Source organism: Bacteroidia bacterium, assembly GCA_033391075.1.
In the GTDB taxonomy this organism is placed as follows: Bacteria; Bacteroidota; Bacteroidia; order J057; family J057; genus JAWPMV01.
In genome coordinates this window covers 7924964-7950387 of sequence record JAWPMV010000001.1, presented here as the reverse complement: position 1 = coordinate 7950387, position 25424 = coordinate 7924964, and the positions used below count along the sequence as shown (strand labels likewise).

The following is a 25424-nucleotide window of genomic DNA, read 5'->3' as shown; positions in this document are numbered from 1 at the left end:
AGTGGGAGGATCTCCCTTTACCCATCCGCTACGGGACGTTTCCCTTCAAATGGAAATGTCCCGCAGGCCTAACCGCAGATCATCTCGAAGTTGGGATGCGAGAGGGCATGAGGACTGAGAGATCATGTATTATTTGGTGTAATGAGAATACAAGGTCCCTCGGCGCACTGGAGCCAAGGCGTATCCAAGCCTCGGGATGACAAGATTTGTATCAAGCGCAGCTGTCACCCTGACCGGAGTGGGAGGATCTCCCTTTACCCATCCGCTACGGGACGAAATGTCCCGCAGGCCTAACCACAGGTCATCTCGAAGTTGGGATGCGAGAGGGCATGAGGGCTGAGAGATCATGTATTATTTGGTGTAATGAGAATACAAGCTCCCTAGACAGAGTCTGGGATGACACGCTTGTTTAGCTCCTACGCTCCTCCTCAAAGTCCAAATAATCCGGCATAGCCGCGATCTTTTGCTCAAGCTTTTGGAGAAATTTCTGATGAGCTTCGGAATCCGGGCGAAAGGCCTTGTGGGCAAGGTCGCGCTGAATGGCTGCAATCTTTTCGAGTAGGTCCAGACTGTAGGCATTCAAGTAGCGTTTGGAAAATACTTCCCAAATGTAGGATTCCGCTTGTTCATTGGGGTGAATGAGGTCGGCTTCGTAGAAGCGGTAGTCCCTGAGATCATCCAACATGATTTCGTAGGCCGGAAAATAATGGATGAAAGCCTGAGATTCTTCCAATTGATGGCAGAGGATGCGAAGGAGGGATTTGCTTACCGCATTTTCCTCTAAACCATCCCGCACATGCCGAACCGGACTGACCGTAAGCAAAATCTGTATATCTGGATTGTAGACCTTCAATTCCTGAATCAAGTTCTCATAGCTGGCTTTCGTTTCCTCCAGACTCAGCAATTCCTTCTGAAACATATCGGCCGGAAAGGCATAATTGTTGGCAACGATTTTTTGACTTTCGAGTGAGCGATACACACGAGCGGTGCCAAAAGTCAGGATAATTGCATCCGCTGTTTTCAGGTAATTCTCCAAAAACTGACGCTTTTCGGCCAAGTCTTTCTCCAGATCAGCTTTATCTTCTCTTGCCCAGGAGGAATGCAGGTCAAAGGAAAAGTATTGCCCTCTTTGCTCATGGTAGCGAATTTCATCCAATTCTTCTTTCCCCATCATCCAGCTCAACATCCTCCCAAGCGAAATGGGATTGTAGGAAATACCGAGGGGATTTATGTGGATTTGAAACTTATTTTTCCGCATGCGTTGGCCGATCCGATCAGCAAAACAAGAGCCCAGAGAGAGGATTTTTGTTTGATGATCAATCTGTAAGGAAGAGGCCTTATGGGGGAGTTCGGTACGGAACTTCATGATGCAACCTTTGTCGCCTTTTGTACAACTATTAAGGAAAAATGGAAAGTAATTTATCTATTGATAAACCATCTGCCAAATGCATTCGTTGTAATTGTACACCGAACTCTTCCAAATAGCGGCATTTTCCACTATCTTTACAATATGAGATTTTCGTCCCTTTTCCTCCCGATCCTATTCATTATCGCTGCAGCTATGCCTCAATTGCTGCAAGCACAGGATAATGGGATCTATCAGATATCCGGTATGGTGATCAGTAAAACCTCTAGCGAAGTCGTTCCCTTCGTGCGGGTGCAAGTCAATCATACCCGTCGGGGCGCCATCAGTAATTCCGAAGGATTTTACAGCATTCCGGTAGGATCTGCAGATACGCTCTACTTCAGCCACATTGGGTATCATGACAGTAAATTGATCGTCAGAGACTATCTGGAAGAATATCAAGGCGACCTCAGCAGTGGATATCTGTATGTTGTAAATTATCTCCTCGAAGATAGCCTTACCATAGATACGGTTTATATCTTTCCTTATGATACGCCGGAAGAATTGCGTACAGCCGTGATTAATATGGATGTACTGGAAAGTCCGGAAGAAAAAGCTGCCCGGGATAATCTCGATCCGGAAAAGCTGCATACCCTTATGGCGACCCTGCCCGTGGACGGAAATGAACGCCTCATGGTGGCTCGCCAAATGTATTACGATTATTATCGTACCCAGAATCTCGTACCTACCATTGGATTTGACCCCATAGCCGCGACGCGATTGTTGCAGCATATCGTCAATCGAACGCGAAAGAAGAAGAATAAGGACCTGAATTATTGGCAGGACTAGTGAAGCGTTGCTTCTTTTTGCCAGATTTTCTCTGAGACATATTTTTTTAAGTATGGTTTAGGGTTTCTTTCCCCCTTTTTTAGAAAAAGGGGGAAAAATCGCAGCGCCCGATGGGCTCTACAGGGCTAGCGCGCCTTGCTTTGGGATCAGTTTCGTACATTTATTTGTAACAGCTAAAACACATTGTGTCACAGTGAGAGAAGCCGAACTGTCTCTTTCTTTTTTCTTATTTGTAGGTTTTTCTATAATGGATGATGTTTCTAAGAAGTCTTTCCCCTTTTTTAGAAAAAGGGGGAAAAATCGCAGAGCCCAAAGTCAGCTGCACATGCCGCCCCAGCTCCCGATGGGCTCTGCAGGGCCATCGCGCTTAGGTATTGGGTTGGGTGGTTTTTGGGTTCCTGTATTCCGCAAACGCTACCACACTAACACGCTAATACTCCAACACCTCCCCTTTGCAGCAGCTTGATCTTTTGCTTCTTTTCCATCAAGGGAAAAGAAGAAGAAAAACAAGCTAACTCATGCTCAAAAAAAGATGAATAAATTTTTAATTCTAAGAGGTGACTTCCCCCTACTCTCCCTATCTAAATAACAAATAAGCGCGTTCTTATTCTCTAAATAATTCAAAGCCGAAAAGCTGCGAAATGTGCCAACAGGCTCTCAATCGCATAGATTTCCAATTCCTCGGCAATTTTCCCCGGCCCAGAATCAAGGGCCTACATATTAGAAAAATACTTCCTTCGGGAAGCAGGCTTATGCTTTTAGGCAGGCCTTATATAAAGAACTAGATTGTGTGTTTGCATTGTATCATGCTTGTTTGATGCAGTCCCCAAAAGAGGGACTGCTTTTTTTTTCGCCTGAATCTTGTATTTTGCGCCGCGAAAATCAGGAAAATTCAGCTAATTGATCAGATAAAATCAAACGAGCCATGCAAGAGTTAAAAAATCAAATAGAAGCCGCCTGGGAAAACAGAGCTTTACTCAAAGAAACCAAGACCCAGGAAGCCATCAGGCATATCATCGAAGAATTGGATAAAGGTCGTTTGCGTTGCGCCGAACCAACTGCTGAAGGTTGGCAGGTAAACGATTGGGTAAAAAAGGCCGTGATCCTTTATTTCCCCATCCAGAAAATGAAAACCATCGAGCTCCCTCCTTTTGAGTATCATGACAAAATGGAGCTTAAGAGAGATTATGAAGCACAAGGCATACGGGTAGTTCCTCCAGCAACGGCTCGCTATGGCGCTTATATTTCTCCGGGTGTAGTAATGATGCCGAGTTATGTGAACATCGGTGCACATGTAGAAAAAGGAAGCATGGTCGATACCTGGGCCACAGTGGGTTCCTGTGCACAGATCGGCAAGAATGTACACTTGAGTGGTGGAGTTGGAATCGGAGGTGTATTGGAGCCCGTACAAGCAGCTCCCGTGATTATCGAAGACGATGCCTTTATTGGAAGCCGTTCGATTGTGGTTGAAGGGGTACGTGTGGGCAAGGAAGCAGTTTTGGGGGCCAATGTAGTGCTGACAGCTTCTTCCAAAATCATCGATGTTTCTGGGCATGAACCTATTGAATACCGCGGCTATGTACCCGAAAGAAGCGTAGTGATTCCCGGTAGCATTTCCAAAGAATTTCCAGCAGGCACCTATCAGGTAACTTGTGCGTTGATCATTGGGAAAAGAAAGCCTTCGACAGATAAGAAAGTTTCGCTCAATGATGCCTTGAGAGATTTTGGCGTGAGTGTGTAAGCCTCATGGGTTAATGATATATAAGGTCAGTTCTTCGGGACTGGCCTTTTCTTTTTTGGGGAAAATATTGAGACAGAAAGGATCGGGATCGAAATGGCGACGATAGCAATCCCCACCTACGGTCTTGCGACATACCACACACGAAAAGATTTCAACAGCTATTTCATCCCCCTGAATTATTCCCTAATTTATTTTGAGCAATCTTTATGTAACATTTTAAACAACATGAAAAAATCGCAAAACCCACAAAAAGCCATTGAGGTAGGGAGATTCATCACGGAAAAAAACTTCCAGGCACAAACCGAAGCCTATCAGGCTGCCTATCCCGAATTCCCAGACTCCTTTCAGATTTCCCGGGAGCTATTTGAAGAGGTGCTTTTTAGCGCTCCGGCGATCAAGGGCATCCGCTTTATGCATGGTCTCAAAGACAGCAAAAATCCCGCTAGTATGCTGCTCTTTCTCATCCCCTGCACCAACACTTCTGAATACGACATGGCTTCCAAAGCTTTGCTACAGGAAGGCGGATATTATGATAGCAATGGAAAGATTCACTCACTCAAAGAGATCGCCCAACTGATGAGCAATTATGTGCAGCATATAGTTGAAAGAGATTCCCAGGCCGTTTATAAAAAAGTGATTCGCGGAAATTTCTTTGGGAAAGAAAAACTGGAGAATTTACTGGATGATACAGACTGTGCCTTTATCCAATATTATATGGGAATGAAGGTGGGTTTGGTGAAAGGGCTTATGAATAAGCTTAATGTCCAACATGAAGCCTATGATCAGGTGTTTCTGAATTTCCCTCGACCTTGCCCAACTTCCTGTCCTGGCCCAGGCCCAGGAACAGGTGGCGAAGACTGCTTCACTACCCTTTCGGCCCAAGCCCAAAGTCAGGAAACAGAACTGGATTTCTATCGATCTTTCCGGGATAAAGAATTATTGAAATACGAAAAAGGCGCTATGCTCTATGAGATGTATTATTTCATTTCTCCCTTGATTGCTTCGCTGATTAAAGGCAAGGCTAATTCACAGACTATTCTGACGAAAATTTATCTGGATAAAATGGTGCCTTTTAAGCAATTGCTGCTGACTAAGCAGTACCAAAAGGCGGTTTATCTGCTGGAGGATTCCCTGGATGAAATGGCCAGGGAATATGCGGCTGAAAAGCTGTACTAGAAGCAAAAATTATCTTATGAGTATGCCTGTACTTTTGCGGAAGTACAGGCATATGTTTTTTGATGCGAACTGGCGACGAGAGCAATCCCCTTGAATGCAAATAATCTTTTGAAGTCAAGGAGATTGCTTCGCCTGTTGAACAGGCTCGCAATGACAGCCTATGCTGTTTTTTGCGAACTTCTTTGCTTTATATAGACTAAACTTAATGACATTGGATTACTATCATCGGGCCAGATAAATTGATGTCCATCATCCCCAGAACGCATCCGGAGATATATGAACCAGTTTATTTTGCACGGCATAGACGACCAATCCTGCCGTATTGCGGCAATTGAATTTTTGTAAGAGGTTGTTGCGATGGCCTTCTACCGTACGCGGGCTGATGAATAGTTTTTCGGCAATCTCTCCGGCTGTGTATTGCTCACAAATGAGTTGGAGTACTTCTTTCTCTCTTTCGGTGAGCTCGGGCGTAAAAGCGATTTTGGGACGGGTTTTTTTGACGAGATTTTCCCGGATCACTTCCATCACCTTATCATTGTAGGAGAATCCTTTTTCATAGACCTCCCGAATGCTGGCCTCTACTTCTTCGGGCAGGCTGTTTTTGGGGAGGTAAGCAGCAGCTCCCAATTCGATCATGTTGATGATGAAGGATTTGCTGAAATAAGTGGAAAGCACGATAAAACGAATGGAGGGATACTTCTCCTGCAATTGTTTGGCTGTCTCTACCCCATTCATTTCCGGCATATTGAGGTCGAGTAAAAGGATATCCGGAAGCTTTTCCTCTGCTTCCAGTTTTTCCAGGAGGTCTTTGCCGTTGTGGGCCTCGAGGATGACTTCCATTTCCTCAAAGTCTGATATAAGGATTTTGAGCCCTTTTAGGAATAGGACTTCGTCATCGGCTATGGCTACGTGTATCATATTTTTTGTGTTTTGGATTGTTATTGGTTCTTTTCGCAGCTTTTAGGTCTCTTTTCTTCATTTTAGGCCTATTTATGAGGGTTCTATTCGCAGCTTTTTAGAAAAGCTGCCCAAAATCGCAACGAAAAAACCGAGCCTACCCGCATTTCCGTCCGCTGAGTTTTCGTTGCATCCCCAGCGCGCCTTATTTATGACTCCCTTTTATTGAAAAGTAGGAAAACAGACCTCAGCTCAAGCTGTCATTGCGAGTCGAAATCTTCGGCGAAGCAATCCCCTTGATTCCGAAAAATTATTTAGAGCTAAGGAGATTGCTTCGCCTGTATTACAGGCTCGCAATGACAGGTCCGTTTTAAGTGCTTGCTGCTACTTTTGCCTGCTCTTCTACTTCAGCTGGATTCAACTTACTTTCTATCTGCACTTGTACGCCTTTTCCGGGCGAACTTTTGAGGTCCAGCTCAGCGCCGATCATTTGCAGGCGACTTTCTATATTTTTCATGCCCAGGCCTTTTTGGTGTTCTTTTTTGTCCGGATCAAATCCCAATCCATTATCGGCATAGTTGAGGATGACTTTTTCCTCATTTTGCCAGAGCTTAATCCGAACTTCACTGGCCTTTGCGTATTTGAGGGTATTGCTGATCAATTCCTGCAATACACGGAAGAGATTAATCTCCACAATTTTATCGATCCCTTGCGGCCGTTCTCCCTCCAACTCCAACTGAAGCTGCAGATCATTTGCCTGTTCCACCACTTCTGACAATTCCTCTATGGCTACCGCCAGGCCAAATTTATCCAGGGTAGGCGGCAACAAATCATGCGAAATGCGGCGAGAGGTTTGTATGGTGTCTTTGAGTACCGTAATCATCTCGCTGACACTTTCTTTGGCTTCCGGTTGTTTCTTGAGAAGTTGGTGCAAATAGAGGTGGATCACATTGAGTTTTGAGCCCACTTCATCGTGCAGGTCCTTGGCAATGCGTTCCCGCTCCTCTTCCTGGGTCTTGATATTACTATGCAGCAACTGTTCCTGATGCTGCAGCTTGGCTTCCTGGGCCTTGAATTGTTCTTTGCGCAGTTTATTTTGGGAAAAGCTGAAGAAGAGGACAAAAGCTAAAGCCAGCAGGAGCATAATGCCACTGCCAATTGCTACAAGAAGAATTAAGTCATTGGTAGATTCCATAAATTATACGCCATCCCCTTTTGGTCTGGCAAAAATCCTTATGCTTGTATTTTTGGTCTGAATCCTAATCTAATTATTCCCATCAATAATATAAATTGGAAAAGAGCTGTCAAGAAGCCATTAATCACCCATATTGGCCTTAGACCTTCTTTAATTTCTTCAGAATAAAATTGACTAAATAAATAGGTAGATAAACTTCCCGCATAATAGATCAAAATAGCAAAGCAAATTAAACTGATTACCTGTTCTTCACGCTTCGAAAAATCTACTTTTCCAAAAGCATCGAATAAATACATAATCACATATGTAATTAAGATACTCTGAACGAGGATTCTTGCATTGCTGTTAAAAAAGTCAAGTGGTTCTAAAAATATAGAATTTAAAATCAGGAGGGTAGTTATTGTTCCAATTATATAGTAAAAATACTCTTTGAACTTTTCGTAGTTAAGATAAATCTCTTTAAAGAAGAAAGATAAACACACAAAATCCAGAAGGGTTATCAGATGCAATAAATACAAATTATTCATGCTTCTTTGCCAGAGCTGATCGGCAACTATTTGAACAACCAAATTTAACAGCAAGTAGATTCCCAATATTTTAATTGACTTGGGTAAAACTACATATCTAACAGCCCAAACAATTACTGACAAGATTAAAAGAATCAAGCCTGCTCTTTCTAACCCATCTAGAATTTGTGTGTATAGATTATCCATAATTATTCACCAGGAGGGCAAGAAAAAGGACAGGGTTTGGGAAAGTCTTCAAAGCCAGAAGTGTCCATATAACTCTCAGGTCGATAAAAGGTTATAAGGGAACTTTTCCCACTTTCATTATCTGTTTCAACAGCCTGGAAGTAAAAATCCAGATACTTGATCCGATAACCTTGCCTTCCTGTTTCGCTGGGATTTATAGCAAGCATAACATATACTGAATCTATGGATTTTTTACCTCCACTTTTGCGTTTGATTTGCCTCGCATATCTTACGATGTTCGTAAAGTCGCTAATATCCACCTGAAACCCCCTAAGCAAACCCATTTCAGTTTGCAGTGTACTCCACATAACTACTGTATCGTGAACATGGGTAGAAGAAGGTTGTTGTATAGGATCAGGAAGTGTAGAGGAGACTTCAACATTAGTCTCTTCCATAAAATTTTTATATCCGTTTATATGCGCTTGGATATTCTCACACCTCATGGAATCTTTTTTAGTAGCTCCTTCGGGAGGTGGGCAAATAGCAATCTTTTCTCCAAACACTTCGTCTTCACCCTTAGGGACGCTTTGTTGGGTACAATTTGATACAAAAAATACCGCTACCCAAAAGACGGTGCTAATAAAAAATAGGTTTTTCCAGTTCATAGTATAAATAGTTTAGTTTAAAAATCCGCCTTAGGGCTTAATCTAAAGCCCATGATCCTTAGATAAAATTATCCACGCCCAAATCAGGTAGAAATACCTGTATAAAGGGGTTGATCTACCTGCTTTCTCTGATCCTTATAATTTGGAAGTAATAAAGGGGTGTTCCTTGAGCTTATTGCACATTTTTCTCCGATCGTTTTGTTCACCTAAGGGTTTATTATCTACTTTTAAAAAGTAATAATAGTTGAAATATACGAATTTTAACACTTATTGGGGTTTGGGGAGTGTTATTGCCATAGGCTTATTTTTTATCCTTCTTTTTGGGGGAGGATTCTGATTTTCTTTTTTGGGTTTTCCTCTTCTTTTCCTTAGATGAAAAGAAGCAAAAATCAAGCTGCTGCAAAGCCGCGCGCATATCCGACCCCCGCACCCGATGCAGCAGCGAGGCCCCGTCGCGCAAGGGGGGACGTGTTAGCGTATTTGTGTGTTAGGGTGTTGGCGTTTTTGAAATACAGGAATCCAAACACCCCGAACCCACCACCCAGAGCGATGGCCCTGCAGAGCCCATCGGGAGACGGGGCGGCATGTGAGGCTGGCTTTGGGCTCTGCGATTTTGGCTCCACCTTTTCTAAAAAGGTGGAAAAAAGCCATAAAAACCAACACAAAAAACAAAAATGGCCCACTACAAAAGTAGCGAGCCAATTATACTGGGTTTAGATCCGGGAAGCTTATTGCTTCACAGATAATTCGTATCCGTCGTTATTGTCAGCAGGAGTAGGGTTTACTGCGGTAACTTTGATCGCGAAATAAACACCTTCGCTTTTTACCAGCAATACATCGTCAACTTGTACCTTCTCAGCTGTTTCGGTAATGGCAGTTCCCAATTCGAAAGCTGCCTGAAGCTGAGCCGTACTCGCTACAGCATCATAGTCAAAGCTTGCATCTGGAACAGCAATTTCTGAATTGTTGATCACACCGATTTTCTGGATCCAGTTTTGATCATTTGGCAGGTTGATATCGATACCCATATCGCGGATATCAGCATCTGTATCTGTAGCCTGCGTACCTGTTTGTGTACCGGTATTAAGGTCAAGTCCTCCTTGTCCGGCAGGTCCTCCCTGATTCTGCAAGAGAACCATGGTAGTTTCAGTCAAAGCATTGATCTGCGTGATGCTTACGGTAAGCTCATCAGAAAGACCATTGGCATCAGTTACTCGGATGGTGTAGGAATTGGTAGCGTCTACTACATCAGAAGTAGTAATCCCAATGTCCCAGTTAAATCCGCTAGCGAAGTTTGGCCCGATAGGACTAGGGTTTCCTCCAGCAGCTGTTCCGTCCAGAGTAACTCTTCCTGCATCGATAGCGCTTCCATTTTCTTCTACTACGATCTCCGTGATATCCGCATCCCCTGCAGTAGTGATAATGGAAACAATAAATTCAGTATTGATGGGAACATCAGCAGCATCTACCACATTACCTGCACCGGTATTATTTGCGAGAGTTGGTCCGTTCGCGGGTGCGGGCGGCTCTTCTTCACATCCTGTAACAATTGCCCCGATTAAGGCAAAAGCGATCAATAGACTCGATAGTTTTTTCATGTTAAATGATTTTTATTTGTGTTTGATTGAACAATTACTCGATAATAGAGACTTAGAAAAGAACGATAAGTCACCCTCACGGAAGGTACATTTTCCGCAAGTGCAGCATTCTTTTATAAAGGTGTGTGTGTAAAACGAGGGGGGAATGAATTCTGGTGGCAAAGAAGCGAAAAGATATTGATTTATTCAATGTCTTCTTTTCTTTATCAACTAAGCCTTTTTATTTTTTGAGATTTCTTTTTGAGGGTGTTTTCCATCTTTTTTAGAAAAAGATGGAGTCAAAAATCGCAGCGCCCAAAGCCAGCCGCACTGAGCCGCCCCTTTTCCCGATTGGCGCTGCCGATCCTGCGCGCCTGGAGAAGGGGAAGGTGTTAGGGTATTAGTGTGTTAGTATGCTTATTTGGATTCACCTCAACGCCAATACACTAACACCCTAACACCTCAACACGTTTCCCTTGCGCGCCGGGGCCAGGCTGCTGCATCGGGTGCGGGGGTCGGATATGCGCGCGGCTTTGCAGCAGCTTGATTTTTTCTTCTTTTCCTTAGATGAAAAGAAGAAAAAGCCTAACAAAACATAAAGAAAAGTACTATAAAAGGAATTAATTAGAATTTATATCCAATGGAGAGATTTCCAAAATATCCTCAACAAAACGAAAAGTCTCCTCCTTCACTTCACCATAAGACTTTGACTTCCTCGGATTGGCCAAAACATGATCGCCAGCCTCTGGAAAGGCAATCTTTCTCTTTTTGGCCTCATTCGTACCCAATTGCTCATACATGTCGAGCATGGCAGGGACGGAAACTACTTTGTCCTGATTTTCTTCATCCTTAAAGTAGTAGCCTAAAAACAAAGGTGCTTTTACTGCCTGGAAGGTTTCGGGGGTCATGGTATGATCCATCAGCACCACCAATTGCTCAACGGCTTCCATGCGGTATCTGTGGGTCCAGTATTTCTGGGTGTATTCATCGGCTGGAAATTCCCGGTGATCGCTACCGGAAACAGTTTTCGCCAGAGACAATCCCCAGGGCCATACCAGTACTTCTCCACTGGTATCAAAAAGTTGGATGTTGGGGGAATAACAGATGAGGCCATCTACAGCTTCGGGATGATCGGCAGCCAGTTTCAAGGCCAGGGTTCCTCCCGTAGAGGTACTCATGATGATGACCTTCCTGCCTATTTTTTTCGCCATGCCCAAAGCAGCAATGGAGGTAAAATATACACTATCAGCTCTGTATTCCAGCAAGGCATCTTCTCCGGCCAAACCATGTGCTTGCAAACGTGCCAGATAGAGATTCATGCCGTATCTACGCGCCACACTTTTGGCCATGGCGGCTCCTTCTTCCTGACTGGCGCTAAAGCCATGCAAGTACAAGAGGCTGTATTCCGTTTGCTCATAATTGGTATCTGCCCAAATGATACGTGCCTGATTGTCGGGCTTGAGGTTTTTGTGGAATCGCTCAACAGCATTGAGGAATAAGTTGAGGTTGTCCATAGGAACATCAACAGCCGGAATTTCTTCTTCAAATTTGGGGGTATCAGGTCTGGGTCCCAGGGCAAAGATGAGTAGCATGAGGGCTAGTATTCCGAGAAACCATTTGAAGTAGCGCATAAGTTTGTTAGGATTGTTTTTTGGGCTTTCTGCCACTTTTTTACGGAAAAAAGTGGCGCAAAAACCGTCAAAATTCTAAAGCCTCCCCACTGCCCGGCCCCGAACACCGAATTTTGATGGCCCTCGCCGCCTTAGTATTACTTTGAAGTCTCAATTTACCAATTCCACTTCACGTTCTACAAAATCTATCCCCAATAAGCTGAGCTCATCCAGGATGGGATTGTAGATTTCCGGAACGACGGGAATCTGGACGCCTTCGGCTTTTATATTTCCGAGCAAAAGTTGCTTGGCGGCTATGGCCATGGGAAGGCCTACGGTTTTAGCCATGGCGGTATTGAGCGAATCATCTCCCTTGACCACCATATGAGATTGAACCCTGCGTTTTTTCCCCTGATCTATGAAGTCAAACAAGTGCAACATAACGATCATATCCTTATCCTCTTCCTTGAGGGTCCAGGATTTTTTGAGGATATGTTCCAAAATTTGTGCAGGCGTTCCTTTCTCCAAACCAATCAATTCCTCTTTGAAAAGTCCCAGCCATTTCAATTTAAACATCTCTTCCCCATCCAAATCAAGGCCCATATAATGCGCCAGTTTCAACTCTACGGAATTGTGGGGATCATAGGAGAGAAAAGAATTGATGAATTGTCGATGGGTCATTTTATCTACCCCTTCCATTTCATACTTATCATCAGTGGCCCCCAATTGCACAAAGATGTCCCAGGCCTTGCAGAAGCCCGGACGTCTGAGGGTTCCTCTATATAAGGTATTGATGCCTCTCAGTTTGTAGACATCCAGATATTTGAGAGAGTCGCGATTGGCATAGCCTTCGAAATAGCCGTATTCAGGCACATGCAACATTTCTATTCGGCGGAAGAGTCTGTGGTAGGGGAAATATTTATAGCGTCCTTCCTGGATAAATTTCACGATACCCTGACCGGCCAGAACGACATTGCGGGGATTCCAGGTAAATTTATATTCCCAGGGATTGTCGAGGGTGCTTTCCGGCGCAATCAGTCCTCCGGTAAAGGTTTCAAAGCCTTTGAGTTCCAAATTTTTGGCACGAATCTGATCCATCACACGCATGGCTGACATATGGTCTATGCCCGGATCAAGCCCACACTCCATGAGAAAGAGCAGGCCTTTTTCTCTGGCCTCTTTATCCATCTCCCGTATTTCCTCACTTACATAAGAAGCTGTAATAAAATGCTTTTTGTACTTGAGACAGGGCCTGGCCAGCAATCCATGAAAACGGGCCGGCAACATGGAGATCACCAAATCCACTTTACTCACCATTTCATCGGCTGCAGCTTCATTGTGGGCATCAAACGTAAAAGCTGTACCGAAAGCAGAGCCTCCGATTTTTTCTTTTGCCAATTCGACATTCAAATCTCCTAATAGAATGCGCCAATCGTGTTCCTGACAAACTTTGAGCAAATAGTCGATAAGTGTACTGGCCGAACGTCCGGCGCCAATGATTAGGATTTGCTTCATTGAGATGAGAGTGTGATAAATACCAAATGCAAAGCTAGTATTTAGAACGAAAAAAGTGAGGACAAGATGCTCTGCTTTTTCCACAATCTGCTTGAAATAAGTAGAGGAGGACACAATGGGTGCCATTTTGGCATTACATTTTACGCAATGCTGCCAAAAAGGCATGAAATTTTCCCAAAAAGTGCCAGCTTAGCAGTTTTTGGCCCATGGCACCGGAATTGATTCTCTGTCTGGTGTAATCAAAAACGTAAAACTTAAAAAAACAGATAGATATGAAATTGGCAGTAAGAAACAGAAGCAACGGATTCCCTACTTTCAACAGTATATTCAATGAAATCCTGAATGATGACTTTTTCAACGCCAGGCCCATTGCAAGCAATTTGCCTGCCGTGAATATCAAGCAAAGCGAAACCGATTTTTCTCTGGAGCTTGCTATCCCCGGCCTTGGAAAAGATGACATCAAGATCTCTATTGACAAAGATTTACTGACCATCTCTTCAGAAATAGAGCAAAAAGAGGAGAAGAAAGAGGAGAGCGGAAAGTATACAAGAAGAGAGTTTTCCTTTCGTGCCTTCAAGCGTTCTTTCACCTTGCCCGAAACCGTCGATACTGACAAAATCGGAGCGAAGTTTGAGAATGGGGTATTGTACCTTCAGCTCCCCAAAAGAGAAGAGGCTCTTCCCAAGCCTGCAAGGCAGATAGAAATCAGCTAACATACTGATAAACAAACAAGTACAAACATATAAAATAAGTATAATAAAGCGGACGAGGGATTAGCGAAGTAGATTTGAGTTAAATGTGTTTCATGGTTGTGTGGTGTGCGGATATTGCTTAGGCAGTATCCGCATTTTTTCGTATCTTTGCGTGTAGAATATTACATCCCCCTATCTTCTTTGCTCAATTCAGGACATGCGAACGCTTTATTTAATTTGACGTATGAGCTTCAGAAAGATTATTGCTTTTCTCATCTTTACTACCCTAACTTCAAGTACTCTCTACTCAACAATTTATACCGTTACCAATGTAGGTGATGCGGGTGCCGGAACATTGCGCCAGGCAATACTGGATGCAAACACCATTACGCCCGCCGCTTTGGATACGATAGAATTCAACATTGGTGGAGTCGGGACAAAAACGATTACCTTATTATCAGTCCTTCCCAATATTACGGACTCTGTATTTGTAGATGGAAGTTCTGATCCGGCTTATGCGGCTTTCGCACCGGTTATAGAAATCAATGCCCAAAATTTATTTACCTGGGCATTTTACCTTAGCGCTACAGCAAGAGGCTCCCATATAAGAGGAATCATCGTAAACAGATGTACAGCTAGCGGCATTGTGATTTTAGCCAATGACACCAAAATCAGTGGCTGTTTCGTTGGTACAGATGCAACTGGTGCAGCTGCTTCAGCGAATGCATCCGCAGGTATAGAGGCCCAGAATGTAGATAATATTACAATCGGTGGCACTAATGCAGGAGATGGAAATGTAATTTCCGGGAATACTCTGTATGGAATCCGATTTACCCTGGTAGATACTGCTTCTATCACAGGAAACAGAATTGGAACAAATCCAAATGGCACGCTTGCTATAGCCAATGGTACCGGGATCAGCACTTTCATGAGTACTGTGATTACCGTTGGAGGAACAACGGGCACACTTTTCAACCTCATCTCAGGAAATGGGGTAGGAATAGACCATTCGGGAAGTAAGTCTGAGTTTTATGGTAATTATATAGGAACCAATATTGGAGGAAATACAGCTGTCGCAAATTTGACGAATGGTATTACCATTCAAGGAGACAGTAACCTGATTGGAGGAATCCTCGCAGGTCAGGGCAATCTTATCTCTGGAAACCTTAGCAATGGAATAAGTATCACCACTGCTACTTCTATAGGAAATGAAGTAAGAGGCAACCTTATCGGTACAAATGCTGCTGGCACAGGATCATTAGCTAATGGCGGAAATGGCCTGGATTTTAGCAATGGTGCCAAAAAGAATATCGTCGGAGGCACTACAGCTGCTTCACGAAACATTATTTCAGGAAACATTTCCTCAGGTATAGGTTTCAATGCCACAGATACCAATTATGTCTACGGCAACTTCATCGGCACCGACATCAATGGGACTGCAGCTGTAGGAAATGGAGCTTCGGGAATCGCTATCACCAGTGCAGAAAATACCATCATTGGAGATGCTACTGCTGCGGGAGCTAATGTCATCTCAGGCAATGGAACCAATGGAATCAGCATAGGCGGTGCAGGAGGAGACCTAACGATTATCAAACATAATTATATCGGAACAGATCTTTCTGGTCTACTCAATCTGGCCAATACAGGTAGAGGCGTTTTGATGAATACCGGGGCTCTGGATACAGAAATTGGAGGGATAGCTGCTGGAGAAGGCAACTTTATTGCTAATAATCTCCAGGGAGGAGTCGAAGTCAATGGTGCTAGCACCCTCAGACATAGCATTCTCAACAACAGCATCTACGACCATCCTGTACAGGGCATAAAATTGAGTGGTGGAAATAATTTACAGGCAGCTCCTGTCCTGACAGGCTTTACGACCGGAGCTAGCACTACCATAGCCGGAACATTTAATAGTGCCCCTAGCACTACTTACAGGCTGGAGTTTTTTACCAGTCCGACCAGCGCACAGGGAAAAACCTTTATTGGAACCAGCACAGTAGCAACAGACGGTACAGGGGCTTATGTAGTAAATGAAACCTTTGCTGTTACGATTACAGCTGCAGAGCCGATTATTACGGCTACTGCCACTGATCCCAATGGAAATACTTCTGCCTTCGGTGTGGAAACAGTTTTGAGCCCTCAGGTCCTTAGTTTCAGCGCTCGCGAAATTCATGAGCAAGCCGTTGAACTGGATTGGGTATTAGAAGATAGTGAAGAGGAAGTCTTGTTTGAAATCGAGGCGAGCAGAGATGGCAATAACTTCTATAAAATAGGAGAGCAAAGCTCTTTCGAACTCAATTCTGGCAAACGCTTGTATACATTCAATACCTCATCTTTACCGGGAGGCACCTATTCATTTCGACTCAATCAGATCGGAAGAAACGGCCTCCAAAGCTATAGCCAGACGATAGAGCTTTCTATTGAGGCCCAAAATCTCTTACAATTGAAGATGCAAAATCCAATTGGACTCAATGGCCATATCGAACTCATGGTCGAAGAAGATCAGTTCCTCACGCTTTCGCTACAATCAATTAGCGGACAGGAACTCAGCCCTCTATACTCTGGCCAACTCAAAGCAGGCCAGGTGCAGGAAATCTCTCTTCAGCAAGTTCGAAACCTTCCAGCAGGAGTTTATATCCTTAATCTGAGAGGACCAAAAAGCCGACTACTCAAAAAGATTATTATTGAATAAGAAAATATCTACAAAAAAAGCCCGACTCAAATGAGTCGGGCTTTTTTTTGAATTTCATTTCTTATAAAACAACCACTGAATTTTCGGCATCTGCAAAAGGAGATGCTACGAATTTATCAGCTTCACCGTCGTTTTCCCATTTTGATCCGTCGATAAGGTACCTGAATTGGTACTCTTTGCCTTTCTCAAGTTCTACAGTAGTAGAAAAGTCTCCGCTTTTGAGGCTTTTCATCAATTCTGCACGTGTATCCCAGGAATTGAAGTCTCCTACCAAAGCGACTTCGTTTGCCGTACCTACAACTTTCTTAGGGAGTTTGAAGGTTACTTTTACTACGGGCTTACTTTTCAGTACTTTCTTGCTAATACTCATTTGTGTCTATTGTTAAAAAGAGAATTATCGATATTGATTTTAATAATAATTGCAAAAATAAGAATATTATTTTAACAAATTGTTAATTTTTCTTCATTTTAATTAAAACAAAGATGTATTCAAATAAGTAGAAGTTCCAGTCTATTTTGGGGAATTTAAAACATCCTAGCGGATACGATCAACAGATTTGACCAAATCGTCATCCTTACGGATATATCGAGCTGCCAACCAGGCAAAAATCACTGCAAGTACCGGGCCAGCAAATCCGGGAAGCGGATTTGCATTTGCGCCAGACTGAGCCAGCAGCAGCACACACAGGATCTCCACAAAGATCAAAATGATTCCGATATACGCCAATTTGATTTGTTGAGGTCTATCATTGAATTTAAAGATCGTGAAGAGTAGGAGCAAAGAGGAGATCACGAGCATAGCAAAGAAGCCCGTATGTAAAGCTTTGCTTCCGCTTTCTGTATGTTCAAAAAACTGAAGGTCCGCTTCTGTACCTTCCGCATCAAACATCAAGGCATTTATGGTACCTGTACTCGCGCCCAGATCAGACTGCCAGACAGGAAGGGCCAGGACTGCAAGATTTGCCAATACAGCCAGCACCAAAAAAATTGATTGTATTCTCTGGATCATTGCTAATTTTGTGAATCGTCGGCAAAGGTATGAAATTTATGCCAAAGGAAACTAGCATGAGATATGTTTTGGATATCAGTTATAAGGGAACCAACTACGCAGGTTGGCAGGTCCAGGATAATGCCTTTACGGTTCAGGAAGAATTGGAAAAGGCTCTCTCTACCATCTTATCTCAAAAAATCTCTGTTTTAGGAGCAGGACGAACGGATGCAGGGGTCCATGCCCGCCAACTCATTGTACATTTCGATCTGGACCGTATTCCTCCTCAGAGCCTGCGACACAGCCTCAATGGCATCCTATCCAAGGACATTTCCATAAACCATATCCATCAGGCAAGCTCTCCGAATTTTCATGCTCGCTTTGATGCCATCAGTCGGGCTTATGTGTATCAGTGTAGCCGCAACAAATCCCCCTTTCATCAGGAATTTGCCCTATGGCTGCGGCATGATCTGGATATGAATATTGTTGAGAAGGCGACGAAAACTCTCCTGGCACATGAAGATTTTGCCAGTTTCTGTAAATCACGGGCGGATAACAAAACCAATATTTGCCGGATAGATCATGCCTATTGGGAGGAAAAAGGAGAACTTCTTCTATTCCATATACAGGCGGATCGTTTTTTGAGAGGCATGGTAAGAGGGCTGGTAGGAACTATCCTCGAAATAGGCAGGGGGAAACGGCCAGCAGATGATATGCAGCGAATCCTACTCGAAAAGGATCGCAGAGCAGCTGGGCCCAGTGCCGAAGCCTGCGGCCTGTTTCTCACAGAGGTAAATTATCCGGAAGGAAGTTTTTCAGAGATAAGCTATACCTAAGAGACTTATTCAAAGACCCATTTCTGCCCTTCGGTATCCTCTTCGTCTTCGTCTCCCCTCGCCTCTTCTATGACAGAATCAGGCAAGGCCAATACTCTTATATCTCGACCATCTATCGTCTCCCCATGTAGCTCATCGATAGCTTCATCAGCTTCCAATTTATAGGGCATAGACACAATAGCAGAAAAACTATCTTTCTCAGGATCGGGATGCTTTCGTTTTACGCAAGAATCAACTTCCCCAAATTCTTCAAACAACTCACGCAATTCATCCTCGTCTGTGCTGCGGTCCAGGTTGTAAATGTAAATTTCCATAAAGCTGTAGGATAAAGCGGCTCCAATTTTGGCTCCATACTACCTCTCGCAATATAAATTTTCAGAGAAAAAAATGCTCAAATTTTTTAAAAAAATCTACCTCTTAATCAGAATTTAATCACAAGGCAACAAGACCCAGAGTTCCGGACGACCTGCAAGAACAGGAAGAGAGCGCGAAAGCAGGTTGATTCCCGACCAAGAAAGAAAAACTGAAAGATAGGCACTGTTCCATCCTCCCTTGATATCTTTTTGGGTTTGCATATTCTGTACCCGCTCATCTTTGGTAGGAATAGGCTGTGTAATTCCGGCCAGGGCCCGCTTTTCGTCCGGTAAATCCCTAAGCTGATAAGTAAGGGCAAAGGATTCACGCAAAACATCTCCATCCGCACCTTTATAATAGGTCCAACGATCCACTTCATATACAGCTTTTCGACTCAGCCAGACCAGGGGACCAAATAAACTCAGAATAGAAAAGAGACTAAAATAAGCGATCGTGCTGAAAAGGGATTCAAAGGTTCCTATTGTAAGCCCTCCCAGATGAGCCGCAACAATAAAAATCAGCATATTCCAGAGAAAGGCCCACAAAAATCCTCTTCCGTGCCCCTTGCTCAAAATGGCTCCATGCCTACGGGTTAGCAGCATTTCCAGTACTTTCTCAGAGTATTTCCCTTTCCAATAGGTAGGCATAACCAACACTTCATTTCCTGGTATTCCTCCAATTCCTCCCGTAAAGGCTTTATCTGTATTCTCCAGATATAACACCAGCCTGCCTCTATCATTCTCTGGTTTATCGGGGAAATGGGCAACAGCTCTCGCCATCCAAACCTGTAGATTTCCAATCACAATCATCTGTATCGCAAACCAACCTACAGCTCCCCACAAGCCCAAAAGATCTGTAACCCCTAGCAAGGCCCAGGCATTGATCGCAAAATATAAAAGTTGGACACCTGCTCCTCTTATCCATTTCAACAACCAGGGTCCCAAATCTTCTATGCTCCTTCCATACCTTTTCGGCAATACATATCCCCCCAGCAAATCAAACGGGAAGCTCAAAAGGAACCATGAAAGCAGGAATAAAAAGATGTATTGGGAATCTGAAAATCCCTCAAAGGGCATCATAGTGAGATAGATAGTATCTCCTATAAGCAGGCCCAGCAACAATAGACTAATCAGTCCCATGTAAACCAGTCCCAGTATTCTTCTAGCGTCTCCGTAGCTTTTCATAGTATTTCTTATACGTATTCTAAAGAAACAACGGAAAAAGGAGAAATGAAAAGGAAAGGTGTTCTTGTGTTCATGTGTTCTCGGGATCTGGTGGGAGGGAATGTGTTGCAGTGTTTTAGTACGGAAGTTAGAGGCGCAAGGTATTTTCCACGATAACCCCTCAACACTAAAACACGCTTATACCATAGCTCCCCCCACAAGAACACCTGAACACTAGAACGCTAGAACACTTTTTCCTATTTTTGCCCCCCAATGAAAGAGTTGAAAGACATACGGATCTCCGACTATACCTATGAATTGCCCGAAGAACGGATCGCAAAATTCCCCCTGGAAAAACGGGATGAATCAAAATTGCTGCTTTACCAGCAAGGGAAAATAGCGCACCATAGCTTTAAAGAGGTAGTTGATATATTGACAGAAGAGCATTTGTTGGTTTTCAATGACAGCAAAGTCATCCATGCCCGTATGGAGTTTTTCCGCAAAACGGGAGCGAGAATTGAAATCCTCCTGCTCAACCCTCATGAACCGGCGAGTGTAGAACAAGCCATACAGGCCAAGTCCCACTGTAGTTGGAAATGTATAATAGGTAGGAAAAAGCGATGGAAAGAGGGTGAAATTTTGGAGAAAAAGCTGCAGATACAAGGAAAAGAGATTTTGATCAAGGCAGAATTGCTGGATAGAGCGCAGGATTTGGTCCAATTGAGCTTTGAGGATGCAGATATCCCTTTTGCAGAAATCCTGAATCATAGCGGAGACCTTCCTCTTCCGCCTTATCTCAAACGGGATGCTCAAGCCAGTGATGAAGAACAGTACCAAACCGTTTATGCAAAAGAGTCTGGAGCAGTGGCCGCTCCTACGGCTGGATTGCATTTTACCGATCAGCTGCTCTCTGGTTTGCAGGCGAAAGGAGTTGAACAGGAATTTGTAACCCTCCACGTAAGTGCAGGGACTTTTCTTCCGGTCAAATCCGATGCGGTAGTTGAGCATGATATGCATCGCGAACAATTTGTCCTAAAGCATAGCAGTCTCCTGAAGATTCGGGAAGCCGTTGGGAAGATTATCCTCGTAGGAACCACCTCTATGCGGGTGATTGAGAGCTTGTACTGGATGGGCTTGCAAATCCTGGAAGGAAAGGAGTCAATAGAGGCTAGTCATCCATTTCATATTGAAAAAATGGAGGCCTATGAAAAAGCGGATCGAGATATTTCGGTGAAAGAAGCTTTGGACGCTATCCTATTTTTCATGGAAACCCACGGACACGAGCGCATATATGCCTCTACCTCCATTCTCATCATGCCGGGCTATTCCTTTAAACTTTCTCGGGGGCTTATCACGAATTTTCATATGCCTGATACGACACTCCTCCTCCTTGTAGCAGCTTTGGTAGGCGAAGATTGGCGAGAAATATATCAATCAGCCCTGGATCATGATTATAGATTCCTCAGCTATGGGGATAGTTCCATTCTTTTACCCTAACTCCTATGGAAGTTTCCCCAGGAATCAAGAGAAATGCAGTACTGGTAATCCTGAAAAGCGGAGATCAGGTCCTTTTATTAAAGAGAAAAAAAAATCCCCATAAAGGTTATTTCACACCTATAGGAGGAAAACTTGATCCACATGAAAATCCTACTGCTTGCGCGATACGAGAAACCCGGGAAGAAACAGGAATCGAAGTAAGCGAAATCAAATACCTCGGAAGTCTGATTGAAACTTCTCCAGGCAACTACAATTGGAATTGTCCGGTATATCTGGCTGAAATCCCCTGGCAGCCTGCTCCTCCCTGCGATGAAGGAGAATTGCATTGGGCAGATTTGGATAAGCTTTCAGATTTTCCCCATCCTGATGCAGACCGGAGAATCTACCAATACCTCAAAAATGGGAAAGCCTTCTTCTTCAATGCCGAATATGATGCAGATATGAATTTGCTTTCCTTTCGGGAAGAGATAGAAGGCATTGAGCTTTTATAAAGCCTTATCTCGAAGCTCGGCCCGAGAATGGCCTGCGGGCTGAGAGATCCTGTATTCATTTCGGATCAAATTCAGGGTTTCTCGGCACACATACCCAGACAGCTTCCATGCTTGAAATGACAATTCTTTCGATCTATTCCCTCCCCTGCTAGACAAAAGAGATTTCACCTTCTCTGAATTCTCCTTACCTTTTAGGCTTACTAAAATCACAAATACATATGCGCACAAAACTACAGCTACAACGCGCCGGCTTAGCTATGCTATGTCTCATCCTTTTTTTGCCTCAGCTAGAGGCCCAAAACTTTGAAAAAGGAGATCTATCTCAACTTCATTATCGCCATATAGGTCCTGTCGGAAACCGGGTAAGTTCGGTTGCAGGGATTGCAGGCGATCCCCTCACCTATTATGTAGGGGCAGCGACCGGAGGAATCTGGAAAACCGTAGATGGTGGCTTGAATTGGAAGCCTATCTTTGACGATAAGCCCGTCCATGCTATCGGAGCCTTGGCAGTTGCTCCCTCAGATCCCGAAATTGTCTATGCTGGCACCGGAGAGCCCTGGATTCGTTCCAATGTTTCTATCGGAAACGGGATATGGAAGTCTATGGATGGCGGAGCAAGCTGGGAACATATCGGCCTCGAAAATAGTGGACGAGTAGGCCGGATTCTGGTGCATCCCACAAATCCCGATATCGTATATGTAGCAGCCCTGGGACATGGTTATGCTAAACAGAAAGATCGTGGAGTCTTTATGAGTATGGATGGAGGAAAGAGCTGGGAGCATAGCCTTTTTGTAGATGAAAATACGGGCGCCTCAGATATAGCTATGGATGCCACTAATCCTCGCATTCTTTATGCAGGTATGTGGGAATTTAAGCTTCGCACCTGGAATCGAACCAGTGGTGGGCCAGGAAGTGGGGTACACATGTCCAGAGATGCAGGTAAGACCTGGACGAGACTAAATAAAGGCCTTCCCCAGAAGCCTATGGGGAAAATCGCTTTAGCTACTACACCAGCTGCCCCCAATCGCGTTTATGCCCAAATCGAAACCGGAGATGGCGTGCCTTTCAATGGAGAGGAAACCGATACGGGAGAACTTTGGCGCTCGGATGATAAGGGGAAGAGTTGGAACATGGTAAATGCCAATAGAAACATTGGAGGAAGACAAGCCTATTATACTCGTTGTGCTGCTTCTCCCGACAATCCCAATGAAATCTATTTCCTCTGGGCCAATTTTTCTACCAGCATTGATGGGGGCAAAACTTTACAGCCGGGAGGCCCTAATTCTCAGCCTAACTGGGACCATCACGAAATGTGGATTGATCCTACAGATGGCAATCGCATGATTGTAGTTGGAGATGGGGGACTTTCCATTTCTCACAACAGAGGAAAATCCTGGATGCGGGTACAAATTCCCGTTGCGCAGCTGTATCATGTTACTACTGACAATGCCATTCCGTATAATGTATTGACCAATCGCCAGGACGGCCCTGCTATGAAGGGGCCTAGCCGTACCAAAGGAGGCGGAGGCTTCGGTCCCAGTTTTATTCCGACAGGTTTATGGTATGATATCGGTGGGGGCGAAAGTGGGTTTGCAACTCCGGACCCTAGCGATCACAATATCGTGTGGTCAAGTGCATCCGGTCGGGGTCCCTTGGGTGGAGTAGTTACGCGCTTTAATGAAAAAGCCAAGCAATTCAGACAGGTAGAAGTCTGGCCTGAATACACAGCAGGACGTTCTGCCAAGGATCTCAAATACCGTTTCCAATGGACTTTTCCCCTACTTATTTCTCCCCACGATAATAATACGATCTATGTAACAAGTCAGCACATTCACCGGACCACCAATGGAGGACAAAGCTGGGAAGTTATCAGCCCGGATTTGACGATGAATGATAAAAGTAAGCAAGGATTCTCGGGAGGTTTGACGGGAGATAATATTGCAGTAGAAAATATGAATGTCATTTATGCATTCGAGGAATCTCCGGTCCAAAAAGGAGTATTCTGGGTAGGCACCAATGACGGCCTGGTTCAAGTGAGTAAAGACGGAGGCGAAAACTGGACCAATGTAACTGCCAATATTCCGGATTTGCCAGAATTGGGAGTCGTAAGAAATATCGATGCTTCAAAATGGGATGCGGGTAAAGCTTATATGACCATAGAGTTTCATCAGGTAGGCAACTTCAAGCCTTATGTGTACAAAACCAGCGACTATGGGCAAAGCTGGCAAAAGATCACCAATGGCATAGATGAAGGAAATCTGAACTATACCCGAAACATCAAGGAGGACCCAAAACGCGAAGGATTGCTTTATCTGGGGACGGAGAGCAAACTCTATGCCTCCTATGATGATGGCGAAAACTGGCAGAGCCTCATGGCTAATCTTCCTCATACGCCTATGTACTGGATCGATGTACAGGAGCATTTCAATGATTTGGTGATCGGTACCTATGGACGGGGAATATACATCCTGGATGACCTCAGCCCGGTTCAGCAAATGACAGCCGAAGTAGCCGCAAAAGATGCTCACCTCTTTGCCCCAAGGCAGGCCTATAGATTTCAGCCCGCAGCTTCGAATATGCAGTTTTTCCCAACTGCCTCAGCAGGAGAAGATGCAAAAGTCGGTGCCAGCCTCAATTTCTGGATGAAAGAAAGCGGAAAAGCCGTCCAGCTACATATTACAGATAGCAAAGGAGATACAGTAAAAACGCTGAAGCCCAAAGCGAAAAAAGGCATCAATCGCGTATGGTGGAATTTCAATGGAGAGAATACAGACGCGATCGTTTTCCGCACACCGGCAATCTATGCAGACTGGATCCCCCTGAGCAAGCAAAGAACTCGTTCTGCCTACTTCCCTCCTTTTTCAATAAAAGTTCCTCCGGGTACTTATAAAGTTCATCTTCAAGTTGGAGAGGAAAGCCAGGTTCAGGAACTCAAGGTTCTCAAAGATCCGGATTCAGAAGGAAGTATGGAGGATATAGCTGCTCAGACAGCTCTCATGGAAAAGCTTCATTTTGATATGAATCAAGTGGTAGAAATGATCAATTCGATTGAACTGAGTAGAAGACAATTGCTGGACTTGCATGCTAGCCTAAAAGCGGCAGATCAACATAGCGACTTACTGCCCGAGATCATGAAAATGGATAGCAGCCTGCAAGCGATGGAACATGAGATGTATCAATTACAGACGACCGGTACCGGTCAGGATATGGTTCGTTATCCGACCAAACTTACTGAGCGGATTGACTATCTGGCCTCAGCGGTTGCCGTAGCCGACTACAAACCTACAGATCAACATATAGCCGTACACGATCTCCTGCATGAAAGCCTCAGCAATCAAAAAGCAGACTATGAGGATTTTATGAATGGTGCTTTTGCTGAGTTCTTAAACCTTCTGAAAGAGAAGGGAGTCGGAGCCTTGGTGATGCATAAAGAATGATAAAAAAAGGAG

General features: G+C 44.2%; 21 protein-coding genes. 9 read left to right on the top strand and 12 right to left on the bottom strand.

The window, feature by feature from the left end:
* Positions 1-409: 409 nt before the first annotated feature.
* Positions 410-1366, bottom strand: coding sequence for a GSCFA domain-containing protein (locus R8P61_31600; protein ID MDW3651669.1), 957 nt, complete (start codon positions 1364-1366; stop codon positions 410-412).
* Between the two features lie 144 nt (positions 1367-1510).
* Between R8P61_31600 and R8P61_31595 the strand changes: the two genes are divergently transcribed.
* From R8P61_31595 to R8P61_31585, 3 genes are all read left to right on the top strand, one after another.
* Positions 1511-2194 (top strand): carboxypeptidase-like regulatory domain-containing protein, encoded by a 684-nt coding sequence (locus R8P61_31595; protein MDW3651668.1) that lies wholly within the window; start codon positions 1511-1513, stop codon positions 2192-2194.
* Between the two features lie 925 nt (positions 2195-3119).
* Positions 3120-3935 (top strand): 2,3,4,5-tetrahydropyridine-2,6-dicarboxylate N-succinyltransferase, encoded by an 816-nt coding sequence (locus R8P61_31590; GenBank protein MDW3651667.1) that lies wholly within the window; start codon positions 3120-3122, stop codon positions 3933-3935.
* 225 nt (positions 3936-4160) lie between these two features.
* Positions 4161-5111: a CFI-box-CTERM domain-containing protein gene (locus R8P61_31585; protein MDW3651666.1), complete on the top strand. Its 951-nt coding sequence runs from the start codon at positions 4161-4163 to the stop codon at positions 5109-5111.
* 249 nt (positions 5112-5360) lie between these two features.
* Here R8P61_31585 and R8P61_31580 read toward each other — a convergent pair whose 3' ends face one another.
* From R8P61_31580 to R8P61_31550, 7 genes are all read right to left on the bottom strand, one after another.
* On the bottom strand, positions 5361-6029 hold the full coding sequence (locus R8P61_31580) for a response regulator transcription factor (GenBank protein MDW3651665.1): 669 nt from the start codon (positions 6027-6029) through the stop codon (positions 5361-5363).
* Positions 6030-6378: 349 nt separating this feature from the next.
* Positions 6379-7203: a sensor histidine kinase gene (locus R8P61_31575; GenBank protein ID MDW3651664.1), complete on the bottom strand. Its 825-nt coding sequence runs from the start codon at positions 7201-7203 to the stop codon at positions 6379-6381.
* A 38-nt stretch (positions 7204-7241) separates the two neighbouring features.
* Positions 7242-7916 (bottom strand): hypothetical protein, encoded by a 675-nt coding sequence (locus R8P61_31570; protein MDW3651663.1) that lies wholly within the window; start codon positions 7914-7916, stop codon positions 7242-7244.
* A 2-nt stretch (positions 7917-7918) separates the two neighbouring features.
* A complete protein-coding gene (locus R8P61_31565) occupies positions 7919-8350 on the bottom strand; it encodes a hypothetical protein (GenBank protein MDW3651662.1) in 432 nt (143 codons plus the stop codon).
* A 938-nt stretch (positions 8351-9288) separates the two neighbouring features.
* On the bottom strand, positions 9289-10158 hold the full coding sequence (locus tag R8P61_31560; protein ID MDW3651661.1) for a hypothetical protein: 870 nt from the start codon (positions 10156-10158) through the stop codon (positions 9289-9291).
* A gap of 599 nt (positions 10159-10757) precedes the next feature.
* Complete coding sequence (locus tag R8P61_31555; protein MDW3651660.1) at positions 10758-11768, bottom strand: alpha/beta hydrolase; 1011 nt, start codon at positions 11766-11768, stop codon at positions 10758-10760.
* Between the two features lie 150 nt (positions 11769-11918).
* Complete coding sequence (locus R8P61_31550; GenBank protein ID MDW3651659.1) at positions 11919-13262, bottom strand: saccharopine dehydrogenase C-terminal domain-containing protein; 1344 nt, start codon at positions 13260-13262, stop codon at positions 11919-11921.
* Positions 13263-13534: 272 nt separating this feature from the next.
* On the opposite strand from R8P61_31550, the gene R8P61_31545 reads away from it, so the two are divergent.
* Together R8P61_31545 and R8P61_31540 are read left to right on the top strand one after the other, a co-directional pair.
* The gene (locus R8P61_31545; protein MDW3651658.1) at positions 13535-13975 is read left to right on the top strand and encodes an Hsp20/alpha crystallin family protein; all 441 of its coding nucleotides are present in this window, start codon (positions 13535-13537) and stop codon (positions 13973-13975) included.
* Between the two features lie 223 nt (positions 13976-14198).
* On the top strand, positions 14199-16646 hold the full coding sequence (locus tag R8P61_31540; GenBank protein MDW3651657.1) for a hypothetical protein: 2448 nt from the start codon (positions 14199-14201) through the stop codon (positions 16644-16646).
* A 61-nt stretch (positions 16647-16707) separates the two neighbouring features.
* Here the strand turns inward: R8P61_31540 and R8P61_31535 are convergent, their stop codons facing one another.
* Together R8P61_31535 and R8P61_31530 are read right to left on the bottom strand one after the other, a co-directional pair.
* Entirely contained in the window at positions 16708-17016 is a 309-nt protein-coding gene (locus R8P61_31535) for an isoamylase early set domain-containing protein (GenBank protein MDW3651656.1), read from the bottom strand.
* A gap of 165 nt (positions 17017-17181) precedes the next feature.
* A complete protein-coding gene (locus R8P61_31530) occupies positions 17182-17655 on the bottom strand; it encodes a DUF4293 domain-containing protein (protein ID MDW3651655.1) in 474 nt (157 codons plus the stop codon).
* Positions 17656-17693: 38 nt separating this feature from the next.
* Here R8P61_31530 and truA point away from each other — a divergent pair, with 38 nt between their 5' ends.
* Positions 17694-18470, top strand: coding sequence for a tRNA pseudouridine(38-40) synthase TruA (gene truA, locus R8P61_31525; protein ID MDW3651654.1), 777 nt, complete (start codon positions 17694-17696; stop codon positions 18468-18470).
* Positions 18471-18475: 5 nt separating this feature from the next.
* Here truA and R8P61_31520 read toward each other — a convergent pair whose 3' ends face one another.
* On the bottom strand, positions 18476-18784 hold the full coding sequence (locus tag R8P61_31520; protein ID MDW3651653.1) for an RNA-binding protein: 309 nt from the start codon (positions 18782-18784) through the stop codon (positions 18476-18478).
* Positions 18785-18898: 114 nt separating this feature from the next.
* Entirely contained in the window at positions 18899-20008 is a 1110-nt protein-coding gene (locus R8P61_31515) for a hypothetical protein (protein ID MDW3651652.1), read from the bottom strand.
* A gap of 252 nt (positions 20009-20260) precedes the next feature.
* Between R8P61_31515 and R8P61_31510 the strand changes: the two genes are divergently transcribed.
* The 3 genes from R8P61_31510 to R8P61_31500 all read left to right on the top strand — a co-directional run bounded on the left by R8P61_31510 (position 20261) and on the right by R8P61_31500 (position 25412).
* Positions 20261-21484 (top strand): S-adenosylmethionine:tRNA ribosyltransferase-isomerase, encoded by a 1224-nt coding sequence (locus R8P61_31510; GenBank protein ID MDW3651651.1) that lies wholly within the window; start codon positions 20261-20263, stop codon positions 21482-21484.
* A 5-nt stretch (positions 21485-21489) separates the two neighbouring features.
* Entirely contained in the window at positions 21490-21975 is a 486-nt protein-coding gene (locus R8P61_31505; protein ID MDW3651650.1) for an NUDIX domain-containing protein, read from the top strand.
* A gap of 218 nt (positions 21976-22193) precedes the next feature.
* Complete coding sequence (locus tag R8P61_31500; GenBank protein MDW3651649.1) at positions 22194-25412, top strand: sialidase; 3219 nt, start codon at positions 22194-22196, stop codon at positions 25410-25412.
* The last annotated feature ends 12 nt before the right edge of the window (positions 25413-25424 follow it).